16 protein-coding genes are annotated in these 22,869 nt (G+C 72.7%); 9 read left to right on the top strand and 7 right to left on the bottom strand.

The window, feature by feature from the left end; all coding sequences use genetic code 11:
- A complete protein-coding gene (locus AMK11_RS04715) occupies positions 1-975 on the top strand; it encodes a cation diffusion facilitator family transporter (RefSeq protein ID WP_073723284.1) in 975 nt (324 codons plus the stop codon).
- On the opposite strand, the gene AMK11_RS04710 is transcribed toward AMK11_RS04715, so the two are convergent.
- The gene (locus tag AMK11_RS04710) at positions 959-1,756 is read right to left on the bottom strand and encodes a phosphatase (protein WP_073723282.1); all 798 of its coding nucleotides are present in this window, start codon (positions 1,754-1,756) and stop codon (positions 959-961) included. The genes AMK11_RS04715 and AMK11_RS04710 overlap by 17 nt on opposite strands.
- Before the next feature lie 336 nt (positions 1,757-2,092).
- Between AMK11_RS04710 and AMK11_RS04705 the strand changes: the two genes are divergently transcribed.
- Positions 2,093-3,316: an RNA-guided endonuclease InsQ/TnpB family protein gene (locus AMK11_RS04705; RefSeq protein WP_073723280.1), complete on the top strand. Its 1,224-nt coding sequence runs from the start codon at positions 2,093-2,095 to the stop codon at positions 3,314-3,316.
- A gap of 35 nt (positions 3,317-3,351) precedes the next feature.
- Here AMK11_RS04705 and AMK11_RS04700 read toward each other — a convergent pair whose 3' ends face one another.
- Complete coding sequence (locus AMK11_RS04700) at positions 3,352-4,857, bottom strand: PucR family transcriptional regulator (RefSeq protein ID WP_073723278.1); 1,506 nt, start codon at positions 4,855-4,857, stop codon at positions 3,352-3,354.
- 194 nt (positions 4,858-5,051) lie between these two features.
- On the opposite strand from AMK11_RS04700, the gene AMK11_RS04695 reads away from it, so the two are divergent.
- Genes AMK11_RS04695 through AMK11_RS04685 form a run of 3 tightly spaced genes read left to right on the top strand, consistent with a single transcriptional unit; the run spans position 5,052 to position 9,230 of the window.
- Positions 5,052-6,527, top strand: coding sequence for a sodium:solute symporter (locus tag AMK11_RS04695; RefSeq protein WP_073723276.1), 1,476 nt, complete (start codon positions 5,052-5,054; stop codon positions 6,525-6,527).
- Between the two features lie 52 nt (positions 6,528-6,579).
- Positions 6,580-7,548 carry an agmatinase gene (gene speB / locus AMK11_RS04690; RefSeq protein WP_073723274.1) on the top strand — a complete coding sequence of 323 codons (969 nt, stop codon included), beginning with the start codon at positions 6,580-6,582 and terminating at the stop codon, positions 7,546-7,548.
- Positions 7,545-9,230 carry a thiamine pyrophosphate-binding protein gene (locus tag AMK11_RS04685; protein WP_073723272.1) on the top strand — a complete coding sequence of 562 codons (1,686 nt, stop codon included), beginning with the start codon at positions 7,545-7,547 and terminating at the stop codon, positions 9,228-9,230. Before speB ends, AMK11_RS04685 begins: the two co-directional genes overlap by 4 nt.
- Positions 9,231-9,242: 12 nt before the next feature.
- On the opposite strand, the gene AMK11_RS04680 is transcribed toward AMK11_RS04685, so the two are convergent.
- The 3 genes from AMK11_RS04680 to AMK11_RS04670 all read right to left on the bottom strand — a co-directional run bounded on the left by AMK11_RS04680 (position 9,243) and on the right by AMK11_RS04670 (position 12,779).
- The gene (locus AMK11_RS04680) at positions 9,243-10,055 is read right to left on the bottom strand and encodes an endonuclease I family protein (RefSeq protein WP_073723270.1); all 813 of its coding nucleotides are present in this window, start codon (positions 10,053-10,055) and stop codon (positions 9,243-9,245) included.
- Between the two features lie 148 nt (positions 10,056-10,203).
- Positions 10,204-12,321, bottom strand: coding sequence for an ArnT family glycosyltransferase (locus tag AMK11_RS04675; RefSeq protein WP_073723268.1), 2,118 nt, complete (start codon positions 12,319-12,321; stop codon positions 10,204-10,206).
- Positions 12,322-12,407: 86 nt separating this feature from the next.
- Positions 12,408-12,779 carry a hypothetical protein gene (locus AMK11_RS04670; protein WP_073723266.1) on the bottom strand — a complete coding sequence of 124 codons (372 nt, stop codon included), beginning with the start codon at positions 12,777-12,779 and terminating at the stop codon, positions 12,408-12,410.
- Positions 12,780-12,869: 90 nt separating this feature from the next.
- Between AMK11_RS04670 and AMK11_RS04665 the strand changes: the two genes are divergently transcribed.
- From AMK11_RS04665 to AMK11_RS04650, 4 genes are all read left to right on the top strand, one after another.
- Complete coding sequence (locus tag AMK11_RS04665) at positions 12,870-13,880, top strand: esterase-like activity of phytase family protein (RefSeq protein ID WP_073723264.1); 1,011 nt, start codon at positions 12,870-12,872, stop codon at positions 13,878-13,880.
- Positions 13,881-13,976: 96 nt separating this feature from the next.
- Positions 13,977-17,720 (top strand): ABC transporter ATP-binding protein, encoded by a 3,744-nt coding sequence (locus AMK11_RS04660; protein ID WP_073723262.1) that lies wholly within the window; start codon positions 13,977-13,979, stop codon positions 17,718-17,720.
- A gap of 92 nt (positions 17,721-17,812) precedes the next feature.
- Positions 17,813-18,205 (top strand): hypothetical protein, encoded by a 393-nt coding sequence (locus tag AMK11_RS04655; protein ID WP_079187211.1) that lies wholly within the window; start codon positions 17,813-17,815, stop codon positions 18,203-18,205.
- A gap of 118 nt (positions 18,206-18,323) precedes the next feature.
- Positions 18,324-19,748, top strand: a complete 1,425-nt coding sequence (locus tag AMK11_RS04650) for a S28 family serine protease (protein WP_073723260.1) — start codon at positions 18,324-18,326, stop codon at positions 19,746-19,748.
- A 54-nt stretch (positions 19,749-19,802) separates the two neighbouring features.
- Here AMK11_RS04650 and AMK11_RS04645 read toward each other — a convergent pair whose 3' ends face one another.
- Entirely contained in the window at positions 19,803-20,456 is a 654-nt protein-coding gene (locus AMK11_RS04645; RefSeq protein WP_073723966.1) for a hypothetical protein, read from the bottom strand.
- 142 nt (positions 20,457-20,598) lie between these two features.
- A complete protein-coding gene (locus tag AMK11_RS04640; RefSeq protein ID WP_073723258.1) occupies positions 20,599-22,446 on the bottom strand; it encodes a glycoside hydrolase family 3 protein in 1,848 nt (615 codons plus the stop codon).
- Positions 22,447-22,869 lie beyond the last annotated feature (423 nt).

Raw genomic sequence — 22,869 nt, 5'->3', positions numbered from 1 at the left:
ATGGCGCAACCTCAGCGGCACCAGACCGGCGGCGGCGAGAGCACCTTCACGGTGCTGGTCGCCGCCTTCGCCAACCTCGGCATCGCGATCGCCAAGGCGGTGGCCGGCGTGGTCAGCGGGTCCAGCGCGATGCTGTCGGAGGCCGCGCACTCGGTCGCCGACACCGTCACCGAGGTCCTGCTGCTGACCTCCCTCAAACGCAGCGTCCGCCCCGCCGACGAGGACCACCCCCTCGGCCACGGCCCCGAACGCTACATCTGGGCCCTGCTCGCCGCCGTCGCCACCTTCGTCGGCGGCGCCGTCTTCGCGCTCTACGACGGCGTCCACACCCTCACCCACGGCGAGGAACCGGGCGACCCGCTGATCGCCTACCTCGTCCTCGCCGTCGCCTTCCTCCTGGAGGGCTACTCCCTGCGCACCGGCCTCAAGCAGGCGCACGGCGAGGCCCGCCGCTACAAGGTCCCCTTCGGCCGCTACCTGCGCCGCACCCCCGACACCGCCGTCAAGGCCGTCGTCATGGAGGACTCCGCCGCCCTGGCCGGCCTGCTGCTGGCCGCGGGCGGCCTGCTCGGCGGGCAGCTCACCGGCTCCGGCGTCTGGGACGGCGTCGCCTCTCTGTGTATCGGCGCCCTGCTGCTGTACGTCGCCTGGGTGCTGGGCCGCTCCAACGCCGAGTTCCTCATCGGCCGCCCGCTGCCCCGCACCGTGCGCGAGCGCATCCGGGCGGAACTGGTGGCCGTCGAACACATCGAGGCCGTACTGGAGCTGACCACCCTCGTGCAGGGGCCGCGCGAGGCGCTGGTCGCCGCCAAGGTCGACTTCCGGGACGTGGCGACGGCGGCGCAGATCGAGTGGGCGAGCGAACGGGCCGAGCAGCGGCTGCGCGAGGAGCTCCCGATGATCCGCCGGGTCTACCTGGACCCGACGCCCGGGTTCGCGCAGCGCCGCTCGGAGGGGCTCAGCCCCTGGCCGTGAGTCCCGCCTCCGTCAGCAGGTACGCCGTCATCGGGTCGTAGTAGCGCGGGCTGACCACGTGGTCGTCCAGCGGCACCGCGACCTGGAGGGTGCCCTCGGACTCGGCGAGGAAGAGCGCCGGGTCGTTGCAGTCGGCGTAGCCCACGGAGTCGACACCGTGCTGGGCGGCGTATCCGGCCCAGCCGTGGTCGGCGACCACCAGGTCGGGCAGCGGACGGCCCTCGCGCTCCAGGCCGGTCAGGATGGCCTTCATCGGTTCACCGGAATGGGTGTGCCACAGGGAGGCGCCGTGCTCCAGCACCGCCACGTCCGCGAACTGCTGGACGTACCCCTCCTCCGTCGTCAGCCCCTCCGGGATGACGACGATCTCGCAGCCGGCCGCCCGCAGCGCGCCCGCGGTGGCCCGGTGCACGTCGAGCAGACCGCCCGGGTGACCGGTCGCGAACAGCACCCGCTGCCCGCCGTCCGCCGCCTTGCGCAGCCGGCCGGCCATCCGCTCCAGCGCGGCCACGGTCAGCTCGGGGTCGATGGTGTCCTGGCCGTACCGGTACTCCGGGTCGTCGTTGACACCGACCCGCTCCGCCATCACCGCGAGCACGTCCTGCTCGTCGCTCCAGCGGTCGCCCAGCTCCAGACCGAGCCAGAAGCCGCGGTCGCCGTTGGCCAGTTTGCGGTAGTGGGAGAGGTTGTTCTCGCGGGGCGTGGCGACGTCGCCCGCGATACGGGTTCTGACGAGGTGTTCGGCCAGTTCGGCGCGGCTGGGTGTCCCGGGTATCGGCATGGCTCCATTGTGTAGCAGCCGCCTGTGGGAGTCTTCGGCATGCCGCAGGCTGGGACGCGGGTCACCCTCACCTGATTCTTGCGAGGAGGCCCCGGCGTTCACGCCGGGGAGGCCTCGCGTCCGTGTCTCGCGACGCGGAGCGTCGCCGTATCCGGTTCAGGGCGCGAAGCGCCCGTACCGCCGTCGGTGGCGGCGAGGCGTGCGAACACACGTTTCGGTGATCGCTGGTCGGGGTGGTGGGTGAAGGAACGGTGGGTGTGTGTGCGGCTGTCGTACGTATGGTCCTTTGCGGGGTTCGGGGCAGCGTGTCCTGGCCGGGGCTGTGCAGGGGGTGGGATGGCGCGGGTGGGAGCGGATGATGCGAGGCTGGGGCATGCCCGGTACACCTACCGGTTGCGGGTGTCGTCCGGAGCCGGCACGGCTCTGGTGGCGGAGTGGGGCCGGTGCCGCTGGGTGTGGAACGAATGCGTCGCCAAGTCCCGGGCCGCACACCAGCACAACAAGGCGACCGGCGAGAAGGCCACGTGCGGCCCCGCTCAGCTGGACCGGATGCTGACCGAGGCCCGCGCCCGCACGCCCTGGCTGCGGGAGGGCTCCTCGGTTGTCCAGCAGCAGGTCATCCGCGACTTCGGCCGCTCCCGCGCCAAGGCACACAAGGACATCGCGACGGGTCTGCCCGTGGCGCGCCGGGCCGGGATGCCGAAGTGGAAGACCCGGCGCGAGGCGCTGCCGTCCCTCAACTACACGCGGCGCGGGTTCCGGCTGAAGGACGGCCGGCTGCACCTGGCGGGCGGCATCGTCCTGATGGTGGTGTGGTCGCGGGACCTGCCCGGTGAGCCGTCCTCGGTACGCGTCCATCAGGACACCCTCGGGCACTGGTACTGCTCGTTCGTGGTCCCCGCCCAGGTCCAGCCCCTGCCTAAGACCGGCCGCGTCCTCGGTGTCGACTGGGGGGTGCGGGAGACCGCGACCACCACGTCCGACGCGCACGACCTGCCGCACCCCGGGCACGGCGGGAAGGCGCGGGCGAAGCTGTCCCGGTACGACCGGATGATGGCCCGCCGCAGACCGAAGCAGGGGCGGCCGGGTTCGAAGGGGTACCGGGAGGCGGTCAGACTACGGGCGAAGGCGTACAAGAAGGTCGCCCGGCAGCGCGCGGACAGTGGCCGCAAGTGGGCCAAGAAGGTCGTCCGCGACCACGACGCCATCGCCGTCGAGGACTTCCGCCCGAAGTTCCTGGCCAAAACCACCATGGCCCGCAAGGCCGCGGATGCCGCCATCGGCGCCACCAAGGCCGCTCTGATCGAGATGGGCCGCAAACACGGCCGGGATGTGCGCCTGGTCCACCCCGCGCACACCACCATGGACCGCGCACAGTGCGGAGCGAGAACCAAGCACGCACTGCCCCTCTCCGAACGTACCTACACCTGCACCGCCTGCGGAACCGTGTCTCCCAGGGACAAGAACTCCGCACACGTCATGCTCGTCCGGGCTGGTTTCAACCCGGCTGGTGCCGATGGCACAAGACCTCCTGGAGCGTTGCTCCAGGAGGCAGCCTGAGCCAGGAATCCCCTCCCCTTCAGGGAGGGGAGGATTCAAAGGTGCCGCAGCGCGAACCACAGTTCCATCCGTACGTCCGGGTCGTCGAGGTCGGCCTCCAGCAGGGCGGCGCAGCGGGCGACGCGCTGCCGGACGGTGTTGCGGTGCACGGACAGGGCGACGGCGGTGCGGTCCCAGCTGCCGTGCAGCGACAGCCAGGCGCGCAGCGTCTCGGCGAGCGCCGGAACGCCGCCGATCGGCGCGAGCAGCGCCCGCGCGTGCGCCTCGGCCTCACCGGCCGGCACGAGATCGGCGAACGCCGGCCGCTCGGCATGCCGGACCAGCGGCGCCCGGACGGCCCTGGCCCGCGCCAGCGCCCGCGCCGCCTGGGCGTCGGCGGCGGGCCACTCGGCGGGGGCGACGGGGGCGCTCACACCGATCGTCCAGCCGGGCTGCGAGTTCGCGCCCCCCTCCGCCTGTGGCGCGGCCGGCACCAGGACCCGTACGACGTCGTCCGCCGCGTCGACCAGGGGGGAGCCCAGAGCCGCGCCGAGGGCCGAGGCGGAGACCGCGTCGGGGGTGCCGGTGTCCGGGCGGGCGTGGACGACGTACCAGCGGGTGACGGCGCCGCCGCTCAGCAGCGGGGCGACCTCCTCGCGCCCGGCGCCCAGCAGCAGCCGCACCAGGGCCGAGGAGCGGGCCGCGCCCGTGCCGCTCTGGTGCTCGCCGGTGAGCAGGGAGAGCAGCACGGCGGCGACCGACGCGATGGTGTGGTCGCCGGACTCGCGGTGCGGGGCGGCGACGCCGAGGACGAAGCCCTGCCCGGTGCCGAGGGCGTACACCGCGAGACGGGTGCCGGCGACCGTGTCCGTGGCGGTGCTGGAGGCGCGGCCGGTGACGAACCGGGCCAGCTCCGCCAGCGCCCGCCGCACCTCGTCCTCGGGCTCCCGCCCCGCCGCCGCGATCTCGGCGCCCTCCGGCCCGTACAGCACCGCCCGCCCCTCCAGCCGGCCGGCCAGCCGGCGCAGCACCGACGGCACCGGATCGGGACGGGAGGCCGCCGCGGCCAGGCCCTGCTGGGCCTCCGAGATCCGGCGCAGCTCGGCCAGCCTGGCCCGCGCCATCAGCTGCCACACCGCGCGGGCCACGCCCGAGAACGTCGTCCGCGGCGGCACCTCCACCAACGGCAGCCCGTACGCCTCGCAGGCCGCGACCAGCGCCTCGGGCACCGTGTCGTGCACCGGTGCCACCCCGAAGCCGAGGGCCGCGCCGCCCGCCGCCACGATCCGGGCGACGTAGCCGTCGAAGTACGCGGTCCCCGCCCCCGCCGCATCCGGAACGTGCACCCCCGCCGTCAGCAGCAGCTCACCGCCCAGCAGGTACGGGTAGGGGTCGGACATCTCCGAGGTGTGCGCCCCGTGGACCGTGACGTCCGCCGCCGGGGGCCCGGTGATCTGGCGAAGGCCCAGGTCGTCCCGGGAGAGCAGGGCCGCCAGCGAGACCGGGGGAGTGGGCGGCACGGGCGGGACGGCCGGTTCCTGCACGACGGACGATTCCTGCACGATGGACGATTCCTCCACTCCGGCGGCCCCCGCTGGATGAAACGTACACTTCGCAGCCGCTTTTCAGCCACCTAATGTCAACCCGAACCGGAATCCACACCGGCAGCCGCGGGTACGGGCGGATGTCCCCGTAGCGCCACCGGAGAAACCCATCGCACGACACGCCACCGAGAGTGCGCGAAGGAGGGCCCCTCATGGCCGTCGACTACATCGTGATCGTCGTCTACCTCGCCGGCATGCTGGCCATGGGCTGGTGGGGCATGCGCCGCGCCAAGTCCAAGAGCGAGTTCCTCGTCGCCGGACGGCGCCTCGGCCCCGGCATGTACTCCGGCACCATGGCGGCCATCGTCCTCGGCGGCGCCTCCACCATCGGCGGCGTCGGCCTCGGCTACCAGTACGGACTCTCCGGCGCCTGGATGGTCGTCACCATCGGCCTCGGCATCCTCGCGCTCTCCGTCTTCTTCTCCGCGCGCATCGCCCGCCTGAAGGTCTACACCGTCTCCGAGATGCTCGACCTGCGCTACGGCGGCCGGGCCGGCGTGATCTCCGGCGTCGTCATGTGGGCGTACACCCTGATGCTGGCCGTCACCTCCACCATCGCCTACGCCACGATCTTCGACGTCCTCTTCGACGTGAACCGCACCCTCGCCATCGTCCTCGGCGGCTCCATCGTCGTCGCCTACTCCACGCTCGGCGGCATGTGGTCCATCACCCTCACCGACATGGTGCAGTTCGTGGTGAAGACCATCGGCGTACTGCTCCTGCTGCTGCCCATCGCGGTCGTCAAGGCCGGCGGCTTCAGCGAGATGAAGGCCCAGCTGCCCACCGAGTACTTCGACCCGCTGGGCATCGGCGGCGAGACCATCTTCACCTACGTGCTGATCTACACCTTCGGCATGCTCATCGGGCAGGACATCTGGCAGCGCGTCTTCACCGCCGGCAGCGACCGCACCGCCAAGTGGGGCGGCACCGTCGCCGGCACCTACTGCCTCGTCTACGCCGTCGCCGGCGCGATCATCGGCACCGCCGCCAAGGTGCTCTACCCCAAGCTCGCCAGCCCCGACGACGCCTTCGCCACCATCGTCAAGGACGAGCTGCCCATGGGCGTGCGCGGACTGGTGCTGGCCGCCGCCCTGGCCGCCGTGATGTCCACCTCCTCCGGCGCCCTCATCGCCTGCGCCACCGTCGCCAACAACGACATCTGGTCCCGGCTGCGCGGCGCGGTCCGGGGACCGGAGGGCGAGGGCGCGGACGGGCACGACGAGGTGAAGGGCAACCGCGCCTTCATCCTCGCCATGGGCGTCGCCGTCATCCTCATCTCCATCGCCCTCAACGACGTCGTCGAGGCCCTCACCGTCGCCTACAACCTCCTCGTCGGCGGTCTCCTCGTGCCCATCCTCGGCGGGCTGCTGTGGAAGCGCGGCACCGCACCGGGCGCCCTCGCCGCGGTCGCCGTCGGCGGTCTCGCCGTCGTCGGCCTGATGGCGGGCTACGGCATCCTCGCCAACGAGCCCGTCTACTACGGCCTCCTGGCCTCGCTCGCCGCCTACGTCGCCGTCTCCCTGGCGACCCGCCCCACCGACGAGGCGACCCTCACCGCCTGGCGCGAACGCCTCGCCGGCCGCGCCCCCGAACCCGAGTCCGAACCGGCGGTCCCGGCTCACCAGTAGAGTCGGACAGCAGTAGTACATACGCGACGAAGCGTAAGAAGGAAGGCAGTACATGAGCAGCAACGAGACGCCCCGCGGCCCCGTCGACTCCTCCCGCGTCCCGCGCTACGCGGGCCCCGCGACCTTCGCCCGGCTGCCCCGCCTCGACGAGGTCACCGCCGCCGACGTCGCCGTCGTGGGCGTGCCGTTCGACTCGGGCGTCTCCTACCGGCCCGGCGCCCGCTTCGGCGGCAACGCCATCCGCGAGGCCTCCCGCCTGCTGCGCCCGTACAACCCGGCCCAGGACGCCTCCCCCTTCGCCCTCGCCCAGGTCGCCGACGGCGGCGACATAGCCGTCAACCCCTTCAACATCAACGAGGCCGTCGAGACCGTCGAGGCCGCCGCCGACGACCTCCTGGGCACCGGCGCCCGCCTGATGACCCTGGGCGGCGACCACACCATCGCCCTGCCGCTGCTGCGCTCGGTCGCCAAGAAGCACGGCCCGGTCGCCCTGCTCCACTTCGACGCCCACCTCGACACCTGGGACACCTACTTCGGCGCCGAGTACACCCACGGCACCCCGTTCCGCCGCGCCGTCGAGGAGGGCATCCTCGACACCTCCGCCCTCTCCCACGTCGGCACCCGCGGCCCGCTGTACGGCAAGCAGGACCTCACCGACGACGAGAAGATGGGCTTCGGCATCGTCACCTCCGCCGACGTCTACCGCCGCGGCGCCGACGAGGTCGCCGACCAGCTCCGCCAGCGCATCGGCGACCGCCCGCTCTACATCTCCATCGACATCGACTGCCTGGACCCCGCCCACGCCCCCGGCACCGGCACCCCCGAGGCTGGCGGCATGACCTCCCGCGAGCTGCTGGAGATCCTGCGCGGACTGGCGTCCTGCAACCTGGTGTCGGCCGACGTCGTCGAGGTCGCCCCGGCCTACGACCACGCCGAGATCACCTCCGTCGCGGCCTCCCACACCGCGTACGAACTGACCACCATCATGTCCCGCCAGATCGCAGAGGCCCGCGCGAAGTGACCCACGACCACGACCTGGTGCTCCGTCCGACCGCCGCCCAGACGGAGGCCGCACTGAATCCTCCCCCCGGCCGCAACGGCGGAGACCTCGTCGTGGAGACCCTGGCCGGGCTCGGCGCGACCACCGTCTTCGGCCTGCCCGGCCAGCACGCCCTCGGCATGTTCGACGCCCTGCGCCGCTCCGACCTGCGCTACATCGGCCTGCGGGTGGAGAACAACGCCGGTTTCGCCGCCGACGCCTACGGCCGCGTCACCGGCGAGGCCGCCCCGCTGCTGCTGTCGACCGGCCCGGGAGCCCTCACCTCCCTGGCCGCCCTCCAGGAAGCGCGGGCGGCCTCCGCGCCCGTACTGGCGATCAGCAGCCAGGTCCCGACGGCCGGCCTCGGCGGCGGACGCCACGGCTACCTGCACGAACTCCCCGACCAGGCGGCCTCCTTCCGCGGCGTGGTGAAGTCCGTCCACACGGTGCGCACCCAGTCCCAGATCCCCTCCGCGATCGCGGAGGCCTGGACGTCGGCGCTGACCGTCCCGCACGGCCCCGTGTGGGTGGAGATCCCGCAGGACGTCCTCCTGGCCGAGACGCCCATCCCGGTCGTCACCGGCGGCGACACCTTCCCCGAGGAACTGCCCCCGCGCCCCGAACTGACGGCGGTCGCCGCCGACCTGCTGACGCGCGCGGAGCGCCCCGCGGTCATCGCGGGCGGCGGCGTCGTCCGGGCCGACGCGTCGAAGAAGCTCCGGCAGCTCGCGGAACGCCTCCAGGCCCCCGTCGTCACCACCTTCGGCGGCAAGGGCGCCTTCCCCTGGACGCACCCCCTGTCCCTCCAGTCCTGGCTGGAGGACCGCCACACCACGGACTTCCTGGAGGACGCCGACGTACTCCTCGTCGTCGGCTCCGGCCTCGGCGAACTCTCCTCGAACTACCACACCTTCACGCCGCGCGGCCGGGTGATCCAGATCGAGGCCGACCTCGGCAAACTGGAATCCAACCACCCGGCCCTCGGCATCCACGCCGACGCCCGCCTCGCCCTCCAGGCGCTGCTGGAGACGGTGGGGGAGCGGACGGACCCGACGGCCCCGGAGCGCGTGCGGGCGGTTCTGGAGAAGGTGCGCGAACGCATCGCGTCCCAGGAGCTGACCCTCGAACAGGACGTCCTCGCCGCCGTCCGGGGGGCCCTCCCGCCCGGCGCCCCGTCCTTCTGGGACATGACCATCCTGGCCTACTGGGCATGGTCCGCCTTCGACGCCAAGGCCCCGAACACCATGCACTCCGCCCAGGGCGCCGGCGGTCTCGGCTACGGCTTCCCGGCGGCCCTCGGTGCGGCGGCGGCCGACCCCACCCACCCGGTCCTGGCGGTCTCCGGCGACGGCGGCGCCCTGTACTCCATCGCCGAACTGGCCACCGCCCGCCAGTACGACCTGAACGTCACCTGGCTCATCGTCGACGACGGCGGCTACGGCATCCTGCGCGAGTACATGACCGACGCCTTCGGCGAGCCGACGGCGACGGAGCTGACCCGCCCCGACTACGTGGCCCTCGCCGAGTCGTTCGGGGTGCCGGGTGTGCGGACGTCCCCACAGACCCTGGAGGCCGACCTCGCGAAGGCCCTGGCCGCGCCGGGGCCCTCGGTGGTCGTCCTCCCGGCCGTCCTGCGCATGTTCGCGCCGACGCACCTGGACTGAGGGCGGCCGGCCCTACCAGATCGCCTCGACCCACTCCGGGTGGTCGATGAACGGGTTGCGGTTGTGCTGGTAGTCGTCGTAGATGACCTGGTTGCGGCGCTCCTCGAAGGCGTCCGGCGGGTCCTCGGCGTTCCACTGCTTCAGTACGTCGAGCCTGCCGATGTACGGGCTGCTGCCGTTGTCCACGCTGCCGTTGACCTCGAGGTCGGCCCAGCCGTCGCCGCCCTCGTAGCGGACCGCCATGTAGAAGATCATGCGGGCCACGTCGCCCTTGACGGCGTCGCGGGGCTCGAAGGAGTCGGAGTCGGTGAGGCTGCCGCCGCTGTCGGTGAAGCCGCTGCCGCCGTTGTCGAAGTCCTTGTTGCCCCGGACGCCGTTGACCCGTACGTCCTCGGGACGCAGGTGGTGGATGTCCGTGCCGGGCCCGGTCGCGGTGCCGAAGTCGCCGTGGGACTTGGCCCATACGTGCTCGCGGTTCCAGTCGCCGGTGTCCCCGCCGTTCAGCGACTTGCTGCGGGAGATGCCCGAGTAGAGGAGGACGACGTTGCCGCTGTCGGCCGGGTCCTGGTCGGTGACCTTCAGTGCGTCCCAGACCGCCGAGTAGGAGAGCTTGGTCTGGTCGCTGATGATGGTGTGCAGGGCGGACTTGAGGCTGTCGCCCGTCTTCCCGACCGCGTCCTCGTAGTACGTCGAGTCGTAGTCCGATGCCGTGGTCGTGGTTGCCGTGGCCGACGTCGCGGTCAGCGAGGGGGCGGCGAGGGCGGCGAGGACGGCGGCCGTGGCGAGGGCCGTCACCTTCCGGCGCCGCGTGCGTATCGCGAGCATGTGGGGTGTCCGATCTACGCGTGTGGAGTGGAGCGGTGATCCGAGCGTGACATGGACATGTGGGAGGTGGGGTGTACGGAGGGTGGCGATTGCGTGACGACGGCCCCCGACCAGGGGGGTCGAGGGCCGTCGTGTGACTGAGGTGGCGTCAGGTGACGTCCGAGGGGTCCAGTCGGTAGAGGCCCGAGGAGGACTCCGACGCGGACTCCGACGTGGACGAGGCACCGTACTCGCTCGCCTCCACGGCCGTGCCGTGCTCCTGAACCCACCGGGTCACCTCGGAACCGGTCCCGGAACCGCCGCCCATGCCCCCGCCGGCCTGCACGTAGTGCAACTCGCCGTTCTTCACCAGCTCCTTGAGCCGGGCGAGGGTCATCGCGTTGTCGCTGCCCGACCATCCCCACATGGAGATGACCGGTTCGCCGCTGCTGAGGATGAGCTGGGCGGCGCTCTGCGAACCGGACACCGCGACAAGCCACTTGGCTCCGTCCTGGTGCTTCTTCAGGTAGGCGACCAGTTCGGTGCTCGCGACGCCCATGCCGCCGCCTCCGCCGAATCCGCCCGCGCCACCGGGTCGCCGGGTGCCGTTCCCCGGCGGTGTTCCGTTGGGGGCCGAGCCGGTCGCGCTGTCCGGAGCCCGGCCCTGCTCGCCACCGCCGGGGCCTGGCCGGCCGGCCTGCGGTTGCCCGCCGGACGCCTCGCTGCCGGGCCCGCCCTCTCCGCCGCCCGGGAACCCACCCCCGCCGTCGCCGCCGCCCGGTCCGCCCATGCCGCCGCCCGTCGAAGGGCCGGCGGTCGGGTTGGTTCCGCCCATGCCGCCGCCCGAACCGGACGGCACCGACCAGGCGTACGCCGCCGGACCCGCGACCCCGGCGACGACGGCCGCCGCCACGGAGACCGCCAGCAGCCGCGTCCGGCGCCCCGAACGGAAGGCCAGCAGCCCTGCGATCGCCACCGTCATGACCACCGCGACGGTCGGCCACAGCCAGGGGTTCCAGCCGGAGGCGCGGCGCAGCAGGACGATCGCCCAGAGACCGGTGACACCGAGGGCGAGCGGCAGCACCCACACCCAGCGCCGGTCGGCGCGGAAGGCGCGCAGCAGCATGACACCGCCGCCCCCGCACAGCGCCGCGATGCCCGGGGCGAGCGCGGTCGTGTAGTACGGGTGCATGGTGCCCTCGGCCATCGAGAACGTCAGGTAGTGCAGCACCGTCCAGCCGCCCCACAGCACGAGCGCGGCGCGCCTGAGGTCGGTGCGGGGAGTACGGCCGCAGAGCACCAGGCCGCCGGCGAGCGCGACGCCCGCGAAGGGGAGCAGCCACGAGATCTGGCCGCCGAGGACGTCGTTGAACATCCGCCCGATGCCCGCCGCACCGGAGAAGCCGCCCCCGCCGCCTCCACCGCCGCCACCCATGTTGCCGTCGCCGCCGAAGATCCGGCCGAGGCCGTTGTAGCCCATGATCAGGTCCCAGGCCGTGCCGTCCGTCGAACCCCCGATGTACGGCCGCTCGGACGCGGGGACCAAGGACACCGCGGCCGCCCACCAGAAGCTGGAGACCGCCAGGGCGACGGCGGCGAGCGCCAGGTTCCTGATCCGCTTCGGCCGGCCCAGGTCCGTCGCGTACACGTACACGGCGAAGACCGCCGGCAGTGCGATGTACCCCTGGAGCATCTTCGTGTTGAACGCGAGCCCGAAGCAGACCGCCGAGCCGAGCAGGGGCAGCAGCCGCCCGTCGCGGACCGCGCGCAGGCCGAGGGCCGCCCCGCCCACCATCAGGAACACCAGGAGCGTGTCCGGGTTGTTGTCCCGGTTGATGGCGACCGTGATCGGCGTGAGCGCCAGCACCAGTGCCGCGATCGTCGCCGCGCCGTGGCCCCACACCCGCTTCACCGAGGAGTGCAGGACCCAGATCGTCGCCAGCGCGGCCAGGATCAGCGGCAGCATCATCTGCCAGGTGCCGTAGCCGAGGAGGCGGCAGGACAGCCCCATGACCATCAGGGCGAAGGGCGGCTTGTCGACGGTCAGGAAGTTCCCCGCGTCGAGCGAGCCGAAGAACCACGCCTTCCAGCTCTCGGTGCCGCTGAGCACGGCGGCGCTGTAGTAGCCGTTGAGGCCGGCCCCGGACAGGTTCCAGGAGTACAGCCCCGCCGCCAGGGCGAGAATGGCGAGCAGCGCCGGCCAGGACCAGCGTGGCGTGCCGGGCGCGGGGGCCGGCGCGGGCGGCGGCTCGGGGGCCGCTTGCAGGGGAGCGGTGGCTGATGTCACCACGCCACCGTGTCCGCCGGCGATGGGCGGGGGCTGTGCTCCGTCTTGGGGCGAGCTGTGAATCCCGGGCCGTCCTCAGGCGGCCGTCAGCCCAGCAGGTCGGGCACGGACTTCTCGAGATCCATGAGCTGGGCCCGGTGACCGGCGTTGAACTCCGCCAATCTCGCCGGGCTGAGGGTGTTCATGTAGGCGCTCTCCTCCGGCGGCACCACGGCGGGCAGCGCACGGAAGACCTCGCCCGTCGCCGTGGTGTGCCTGTTCTTGTGGGCGGCGGCCACCAGCGCTTTGAAAGGGTCCAGTCGCAGGGCCTGGATCCGTTGGTACGGGCTGTCCTTGGTCGTGAAGGCGTCCTCGACGGTCGGCTTCGGGGCACCGGGTTCCGCGAGGAACTTCAGTACTCGCAACGTCGCGTACAGCCGCCCGGCCAGCCTCTCGCCACTCTCTCTCCGCTCCGGCATGGCTCATTACTTGCCATCGGTAACCGGCCGAACCCCGCCCTTCGAAAAGCGGCCAACTCTTGGCCATTCCCCCGGCCCAGGGTTTCGCCCATGCGCCCGAGAACGCTCCGCCCGAGAACGCTCCGCACCTCCCTCGCCACCCTCACCGCGAGCCTCGCGGCGGCCGGCTGCCTCGTCGCCGCCGGACCCGCCGCCGCCCACGACAGGCCGCCCGGGCACGCCTGCTCGCCCGGCGTCTCCCTCACCGGCTACTCCGACGCCCTGGACAAGACCACCCACGACGGCACCTACGTCGGCAACCTCTCCGCGCTCGCCCGGGACCGCCGGGGCACCGTCGCCGCCCTCTCCGACCGTTCCGCCCTCTTCCGGCTGGACGCACGCTCCCTCCAGCCACGGGACGTGATACCGCTCGCCGACGAGAACGGCGCCGCCCTCGACGCCGAGGGACTGGTCGCCGACCGGGACGGCACCTACCTCGTCTCCTCCGAGACCGAGCCGTCCGTCCGCCGCTACTCCCGTACCGGCGAGATCCTCGGCCGCCTCCCGGTGCCGGACGACCTGCGCACCGCCCCGGAGGGCCGCGCCCGGGCCAACGGCAGTTTCGAGGGGCTGACCCTCCTGCCGGGCGGCCGGACCCTGATCGCCGCCATGGAGTACCCGCTCGCCGGCGACCCCGCCGGCCTCGTCCGCCTCCAGAGCTGGCGGCGGACCGGGCACGGCGACTTCCTGCCCGGCACCCGGTACACGTACCGGACGGACGGCGGCCTCGGTGTCTCCGAGGTCACCGCGACCCCCTCCGGCCGCCTCCTCGTGCTCGAACGCGGCTTCACCTCCGGCGTCGGCAACACCGTCCGCCTGTACCTGACCGACCGGCCCGGCGGCGGCACCGCACTCGGCAAGACCCTCCTCGCCGACCTGGCCGGCTGCCCCACCCTCGGCGCCACCGCGAAGCAGCCCCAGCCCAACCCGCTCCTCGACAACTTCGAGGGGATGGCCGTCACCGGCCGGAGCAAGGGCCGCCTGGACGTCCTGATCGTCAGCGACGACAACCAGAACTCCGTACAGACGACCCGCTTCCTCCAGCTCCGCGTGCGGGCCTGAAACGTCGCCGCGGGATGAAATCCCCGCTCGCCCGTGTTGGTGCCTTCCGGTAGATCAGGTGAGCAGGACGACCGACGGACGACCGGAGGGCACGGCGTGGACGCGCAACGGGGATGGGCACGACGGCTGGCGGGCTACGCCTGGCGCTACCCCAAGGACGTGATCCTCGCCTTCGGCGCCTCGCTGGGCGGCATGGCCGTCATGGCCCTGGTCCCGCTGATCACGAAGGTCATCATCGACGACGTGATCGGCGCGAAGACCAGGGACATGGCCGTCTGGGCCGGTCTGCTGATCGGCGCCGCGGTCGTCGTCTACGTCCTGACCTACATCCGGCGCTACTACGGCGGCCGGCTCGCCCTCGACGTCCAGCACGACCTGCGCACCGACATGTACGGGACGATCACCCGGCTCGACGGGCGGCGCCAGGACGAACTGTCCACCGGGCAGGTGGTCGGGCGGGCGACCAGCGATCTCCAGCTGATCCAGAGCCTGCTCTTCATGCTCCCGATGACCATCGGGAACGTCCTGCTCTTCCTGATCTCCCTCGTGATCATGGCGTGGCTGTCCCCGCCGCTCACCCTGGTCGCGCTCGCCGTGGCGCCCGCCCTGTGGTTCATCGCCCGCCGCAGCCGCACCCGCCTGCACCCGGCCACCTGGTACGCGCAGGCGCAGGCCGCCGCCGTGGCCGGTGTGGTCGACGGCTCGGTGAGCGGCGTACGCGTGGTGAAGGGCTTCGGGCAGGAGGAGCAGGAGACCGGCAAGCTCAGGGAGGTCGGGCGCAGGCTCTTCGCCGGGCGGCTGCGGACGATCAAGCTGAACGCCACCTACACGCCCGCCCTCCAGGCCGTCCCGGCCCTCGGCCAGGTCGCCATGCTCGCCCTCGGCGGCTGGCTGGCCGTGCGCGGCAACATCACCCTCGGCACCTTCGTCGCCTTCTCCACGTACCTGGCCCAGCTCGTCGGCCCGGTCCGCATGCTCGCCATGGTCCTCACCGTCGGCCAGCAGGCCCGCGCCGGCACCGAGCGGGTGCTGGACCTGATAGACACCGAACCCGCGATCGAGGACGGCACCAAGGAGCTGCCCGCCGACGCGCCCGCCACCGTCGAGTTCGACGACGTGTCCTTCGCCTACGGGGACGGGGACGGGGACGGGGACGGCCAGAGCACGCCCGTCCTAGACGGTCTGTCCTTCGAGATCCGGCCCGGCGAGACCCTCGCCGTCGTCGGCTCCTCCGGCTCCGGCAAGTCCACGGTCTCCCTGCTCCTGCCGCGCTTCTACGACGTGACGCGCGGCGCCGTCCTGGTCGGCGGCCACGACGTGCGCGAGCTGACCCTCGACTCGCTGCGGGCCGCCATCGCCCTGGTGCCCGAGGACTCCTTCCTCTTCTCGGACACCGTGCGCGCCAACATCGCCTACGGCCGCCCCGACGCCACCGACGAGGAGATCGAGGCCGCCGCCCGGGCCGCGCAGGCGCACGGGTTCATCACCGAGCTGCCCGACGGCTACGGCACCACGGTCGGTGAGCACGGCCTGACCCTCTCCGGCGGCCAGCGCCAGCGCGTCGCGCTCGCCCGCGCCATCCTCACCGACCCCAGGCTGCTGGTCCTCGACGACGCCACGTCCGCCGTGGACGCCCGCGTCGAGCACGAGATCCACGAGGCGCTGAAGGAGGTCATGCGGGGCCGCACCACCCTCCTGATCGCCCACCGCCGCTCCACCCTCGGCCTCGCCGACCGCATCGCCGTACTCGACCGGGGCCGCCTCGCCGACCTCGGCACCCACGAGGAGCTCCAGGAGCGCTCCGCCCTCTACCGGCGGCTGCTGACCGACCCCGACGAGCTGGGCGGGGTCTCCCCGGGGCACGCCCGGCCCGCCGCGCCCGCCGAGGACACCTCGGTCCGCGACGAGCTGGACGCCGAGTTCGACGCCGAGCGCGGGGTCACTCCGCGCCTGTGGACCGGCGACCGCACACCCCGGGACGCCGCCCTGGCCGGCACCCCGGCCACCCCGGAGCTGCTCGCCCAGGTCGACGCGCTGCCCCCGGCCGACGGGAAACCGGAGGTCGACGAGGCACGGGCGGTCGAGCCGGAGGAGTCGTACGGACTGCGGCGGCTGCTGCGCGGCTTCCGCACCCCGCTGCTGATCAGCCTCGCCCTGGTGGCCGTGGACGCCGGCATGGGGCTGCTGCTGCCGGTGCTGATCCGGCACGGCATCGACGAGGGCGTCACGCAGCTCGCGCTCGGCGCGGTCTGGGCGGCCTCGCTGCTGGGGCTGCTGGCCGTGCTCGCCCAGTGGACGGCGCAGACCGGCGAGATCCGCATGACCGGCCGGACCGGCGAACGCATCCTGTACTCGCTGCGGCTGAAGATCTTCGCCCAGCTCCAGCGGCTCGGCCTGGACTACTACGAGCGCGAGCTGACCGGCCGGATCATGACCCGGATGACGACGGACGTGGACGCGCTGTCGACGTTCCTCCAGACGGGACTGGTCACCGCCTTCGTCTCGGTCGTCACCTTCTTCGGCATCATGGTCGCCCTGCTGGTGATCGACGTGCAGCTGGCGCTGGTCGTGTTCGCGACGCTGCCGCCGCTGATCATCGCCACGTACTTCTTCCGCCGGGCCAGCGTGAAGGCGTACGAGCTGGCCCGCGAGCGGGTGTCCACGGTCAACGCCGACCTCCAGGAGTCGGTGGCGGGGCTGCGGATCGTGCAGGCGTTCCGGCGCGAGCACGACGGCGGGCGGCGGTTCGCCGAGCGCAGCGACAGCTACCGGCAGGCCCGCATCCGGGGCCAGTGGCTGATCTCGGTCTACTTCCCGTTCGTGCAGCTGCTGGCGTCGGGGGCGGCCGCGGCCGTACTGGTCGTCGGCGGTGTGCGGATCGACAACGCGACGCTGACGACGGGCGCGCTGGTGGCGTACCTGCTCTACATCGACCTGTTCTTCGCGCCCGTCCAGCAGCTCTCCCAGGTCTTCGACGGCTACCAGCAGGCGTCCGTCTCCCTCGGCCGCATCCAGGAGCTGCTGCGGGAGCCGACCTCCACCCGGGCCGCCGAGAAGCCGGCCGGGGTCACGTCCCTGCGCGGCGAGATCGCCTTCGAGGACGTGCGCTTCCGGTACGGGGACGACGAGGAAGCCCTCACCGGCATCGACCTGCGCATTCCGGCCGGGCAGACCGTCGCGTTCGTCGGCGAGACCGGCGCGGGCAAGTCGACGCTGGTGAAGCTGGTGGCCCGGTTCTACGACCCGACCGGCGGCCGGGTCACCGCCGACGGGCAGGACCTGCGCGACCTGGACCTCACCTCCTACCGGCACCGGCTCGGGGTCGTCCCGCAGGAGGCGTACCTGTTCCCCGGCACCGTCCGCGACGCCATCGCCTACGGCCGCCCCGACGCCACCGACGCCGAGGTGGAGGCGGCGGCGCGGGCCGTCGGCGCCCACGAGATGATCGCCCGGCTCACCGGCGGCTACCTCCACGAGGTCGCCGAGCGGGGCCGCAACCTCTCCGCCGGGCAGCGGCAGCTGATCGCGCTGGCCCGCGCCGAGCTGGTCGACCCGGACGTCCTGCTCCTCGACGAGGCGACGGCCGCCCTGGACCTGGCCACGGAGGCGCAGGTCAACCAGGCCACCGACCGCATCGCGGGCCGCCGTACCACGCTCGTCGTCGCGCACCGGCTGACCACGGCCGCCCGCGCGGACCGCGTCGTCGTCATGGACCACGGGCGGGTCGCCGAGGACGGCACGCACGAGGAACTGCTGGCGCTCGACGGGCGGTACGCCCGGCTGTGGCGGACGTTCGTCGGCGCCGCCGAACCGGAGGAGCCGGTCGGCGCGCTGCACTGACCTCGCGCAACCTTCCACCGGTGCCGTGCGTCCGTACACCCGTACGACGGTGATCGCCGTACAGGGGAACGGACGGGACGGAGAGGACCACGGTGGGTCAGGGTGGTGCCGGCATACGCCGGCGGCTGGCGCTCGGCACGGCCGTGCTGACGGCGGCCGGGCTGCTCGCCGTCGCGGTGCCGCAGCAGGCGCAGGCCGCGGCGCCGTGCCCGGGGCGCAAGGTCCGTACGCTGCCGTTCGCCACCGGTTCGGTCCTCGTGTACGAGCGCAGCGGCTACGTCTGCGCCGTCACCGTCCCGAAGAAGTCCGGCTCCAAACGGCAGATGTCCATCAGTGTGCAGGCGCGCGGCGGCCGGCCGGTCGTGGACTCGGGGCGGTTCGCCCACCGGGCGGGGCCGGTGACCGTACACGTGGGGAACCGCTGCGTGTGGGTGCGGGGCACGGTGTCCGGGCGCTCGGTCAGCTCCGGCTGGATCCTCTGCTGAGCACGACCGCTGGGCCGTCCCGGCGGCCACCGCCGCCGGCCATTTCGCGATCTCCCCTGGTGTACGGGTGACTTGCTCCGATAGCTTCCGGCGCACATCTGTTTCACAGGGAGGGTGCATGCGCAAGGCGCTCAGATGGCTGCTGGCGCTCGTGGTGCTCATAGGCACCGTCAGCACGGCGGGCGCGGCCACCGCCGCCGAGCCGAAGGCCGTCGACATCAAGGACCGGCTCCTGTCCATACCGGGCATGAGCCTGATCGAGGAGAAGCCGTACACCGGCTACCGCTTCTTCGTCCTCAACTACACCCAGCCGGTCGACCACCGGCGCCCGTACAAGGGCACGTTCCAGCAGCGGATCACCGTGCTGCACAAGGACGTGAGCCGCCCGACGGTCTTCTACACCGGCGGCTACAGCGTCTCCACCAACCCCAGCCGCCGCGAGCCGACCCAGATCGTGGACGGCAACCAGGTCTCCATGGAGTACCGCTACTTCACCCCGTCCCGGCCCGAGCCGGCCGACTGGTCGAAGCTGGACATCTGGCAGGCGGCCAGCGACCAGCACCGCATCTTCAAGGCGCTCAAGCCCGTCTACTCGGAGAACTGGATCTCCACGGGCGGCTCCAAGGGCGGCATGACCGCCACCTACTACGAGCGCTTCTACCCGCGCGACATGGACGGCGTCGTCGCCTACGTCGCCCCCAACGACGTCGTCAACCGCGAGGACTCGGCCTACGACCGCTTCTTCGCCCGCGTCGGCACCGAGGAGTGCCGCGACCGGCTGAACGGCGTGCAGCGCGAGGCACTGGTGCGCCGGGCGCCGCTGAAGGAGAAGTACGAGGCGTACGCGGCCGAGAACGGGTACACCTTCGACACCATCGGCAGCCTCGACCGCGCCTACGAGGCCGTCGTCCTGGACTACGTCTGGGGCTTCTGGCAGTACAGCACCGTGAAGGACTGCGCGGACATCCCGGCCGACGCGAAGAACGCGACGGACGACGAGATCTGGAACTCCGTCGACTCGATCTCCGGCTTCTCCTTCTACACGGACCAGGGGCTCGCCCCGTACACGCCGTACTACTACCAGGCGGGCACGCAGCTGGGCGCGCCGACGATCCACTTCCCGCACATCGAGAAGAAGTACATCCGCTACGGCTACCAGCCGCCGCGCAACTTCGTGCCGCGCGACATCGACATGCGGTTCCAGCCGTGGGCGATGCGGGACGTCGACCGCTGGGTGCGGCACAACGCCCGGCACATGCTGTTCGTGTACGGCGAGAACGACCCGTGGGGTGCCGAGCCCTTCCGGCTGGGCCACGGCGCGCGCGACTCGTACGTCATGACCGCGCCCGGCATGAACCACGGCGCCAACGTCGCCGGTCTGGTGCCCGAGGAGAAGGCCCTCGCCACGGCCCGCATCCTCGACTGGGCGGACGTCGCCCCCGCCGAGGTCCGCGAGAACCCGTCGGCGGCCGCGCCGCTGGCGAAGTTCGACGCCAAGCTGGACAAGCGGGACGTCCAGCGGGAGCCGGCGCTGCGCCCGTAGGGCGGTGCGGACGGTGGTTGTGCCCGGCCGGTCGGGTGTGAGCCCTTGAGGCGCTCACAGCGGCCGGGCGCAGCCCACTGGGCGTTCGCCGCCGAGGCGGACGTAGAGCCCGGTCGAGGCGGGGCAGTCCGACCGGGCGGCGACCGCCTCGACCACCTTGAACTGGGGCTTCTTCTTCTCCGAACCGTCGCAGGCGGTCTCGCGGACCTTGCCGTCGCCGGCGTCGTAGACGCAGTCGCCGACGATGGTGCGCGGACCGCCCCCGCCGCCCGGGTCGCCGGGGTGCGGGGGCTGGAGCCTGCGCATGCAGGCGTAGCCCTGGGGCACGGCCCCGTCGCCGTCCTCGTCGGCGGAGGGGCGCTGCTCGCTGATGTGCAGGACGAAGTCGGTGGTCGCGGGGCACGCCGGTCCGTCGGCCGCCCGGCCGTCCTCCCGGGCCACGACCCGCGCCGCCGCCCGTTCACTGGCGCACGGCACCTCGGTGAAGCTGACCGTCCCGAACGAACTGCACTCGTCGATGGCGAGGAACACCGCCCCGTACCCGGAGGGCCGCACGGCCGCCGGACCCGAGGCACTCGCGGCGGCGGACGTTCCGTCGTCCGTGGCGCCGCCGCCCGCCAGGCCCGTCGGGCTCTGGCACCCCGTCAGCAGCACGGCGCACCACGCCGACAGGGCGCCCAGCGCCCGCACAGCCGATCTCCCACGCATCGCCATCCCCCCGGATCCCCCGTCCAGCGTGACCCGCCGCAGCGGGGCACGCCAGACGCGCGGGGTGCATTGCGCACGGGTGACGGGGGCGCCCCCGGCGCGTGGCGTAGGCGCACTACGGTCGACGACCGGCCACGACCGCCTACGAGCGGTACGACAGCCCGTGCCCGAGCGGGTACAGCACCGTCTCCGGATCGTCCGCCCGCACCACCGGAACCGGCAGCTTGCCCCGCGGCCGTACCCGTCCGGCGATCACCCGGGCGGCGGCCCGCACCTCGACGTCCGTCCAGGAGTAGGCGGCGAGGAAGGCGGGGACGTCCGGGAGCTGGGCCACGTCGTACGGGTTGCGGATGGCGACCGCGACGACCGGCTTGCCGGTCTCCAGCAGCCGCGCGACCAGCGTGCGCTGACTGCTGCCCGCCGTCACGTTGTACGTCGCGACCACCACCGCGTCCGCGTTCCCGGCCGCCGCGACCGCGCGGTCGATGACGGCGGCGGAGGGCGCCGTGCCGGTGGACAGGGCAGTCGCGGCGAAGCCCAGCTCCGTCAGCGCGCCCGCGAGGACACCGGTCGGCGGGCCGGTCGTGCCCGAGGGGGAGGCGGGGTCGGCGCCGACGACGAGCACCTCGCGGTGCTCCCGGCGCGACAGCGGCAGCAGCCCGCCCTCGTTGACGAGGAGCGTGGTGGACCGTTCGGCGATCCGGTCCGCGGCGGCCAGGTGACCGCGGGTGCCGACGGTGCGGTCGACGTCCCGGCGGCTGGTGTACGCGTCCCGGAACAGCCCCAGCTTCGCCTTCAGCCGCAGCACCCGCAGGATCGATTCGTCGAGCCGCGCCTCGGTGAGCTCGCCCTCGCGCACGGCCGTCAGGACCGCGTTCCAGGCGAGCGGCAGGTCCGGCGGGTTGAGCAACTGGTCGACGCCGGCCTTCAGCGCCAGCACCGGCACCCGTTCGTCGCCGTACTTGGTCCGTACGCCCTGCATGCCGAGGGAGTCGGTGACCACGACCCCGTCGTAGCCCAGCTCCTCGCGCAGGATGCCGGTGAGGATGGGGCGGGAGAGGGTGGCGGGGTCGCCGGAGTCGTCGAGCGCCGGGACCATGAGGTGGGCCGTCATGATGGCGTCGATGCCGGCCTCGATCGCGGCGCGGAAGGGCGGCGCGTCCAGCTCCTCCCACTGCTCGCGGCTGTGGGTGATGACAGGGAATCCGGTGTGGCTGTCGGTGGCGGTGTCGCCGTGCCCCGGGAAGTGCTTGGCGCACGCGGCGACCCCGGACCGCTGGTACCCCGTCACCTCGGCGGCTACCAGCTCCGCCACCGCGTCCGGGTCGGCGCCGAAGGACCGTACGCCGATCACCGGGTTGGCCGGGTTGACGTTCACGTCGGCGACGGGGGAGTAGTCCTGGCGGATGCCCATGGCGTGCAGCTCGGCGCCCGCGATCCGCCCGAGGGTGCGGGCGTCGGACCGAGACCCGCCGGCCCCGACGGCCATCGCGCCGGGGAAGAGGGTCGCCGGCTCGCCCACGCGGGCCACGATCCCGTGCTCCTGGTCGGTGGAGATGAGGACCGGAAGGCCGCGCGGCAGTTCGAGCGACGCCTTCTGGATGCCGTTGGACAGGCCGGCGATCTGGTGCGGGTCGCGGGTGTTGTGCGCCCAGGCGAAGTAGATGATGCCGCCGACCCGGTACTCGGCGATCAGCTCGGCCGCGGTGCGGACGCCGATCTCCTTCAGGTTGGCGTCGATGTCGGCCTGGTCGGGGTCGGTGGCGGAGTGGCCGTAGACGCGCATGACGAAGAGCTGGCCGACCTTCTCCTCCAGCGTCATGCGGGAGATGAGGGCGCGCAGCTTGTCGTCGTCGGGCCTGCGGGCGTCGGCGTACGCGGTGCCGCCGCCGGCGGCCAGGGCCGCGGTGACGACCGCGGTGGCGGTGAGGACGGTACGTCTGGAGGGGTGTGCGGTGCTTCCCGTGCCGGCCGTGCTGCTGTGGTGCACGTGCGCTCCTTCCGGAGTGATCCGCTGGGAATCGCTGGAGTCGCTGAAGGGCTGCTGAAGGAAACTTCCAAGGAGTCACCAATATCCGGGAAGTTTCTGCCAGTCAAGGGAGCGCACAGGCATCGCCACAAGCGGCGGGCGGTGGACCGGAGGGGCCGCCGCCGGCGCTTGGGAGGGGGGCGCGCCGGCGGCGGCGTGCTGCCGGCCGCGGTACGGCTGGAGAGGGTGGTCAGCGATCGCAGCCAGCAGCGAGGCCGACACCGCACCACGGAGACTCTTCCGGCAGCGCGGATTGGACGCGCCCGGCCGCCCCGGGGTTCCCACTCGGCACCGGTCCTTGCCGAAGTCGGGGCGTGGGGGAGGGGTGGGGCGGAAGGGGAGCGGAAGCACGTGGACGGTCCCGGTCGGGTGCGGCCCCCGCCG

It is taken from the genome of Streptomyces sp. CB02414 (assembly GCF_001905385.1).
In the GTDB taxonomy this organism is placed as follows: domain Bacteria; phylum Actinomycetota; class Actinomycetes; order Streptomycetales; family Streptomycetaceae; genus Streptomyces.
Note: the sequence above shows the minus strand (reverse complement) of the source record. Positions and strands in the feature narration are given on the sequence as shown.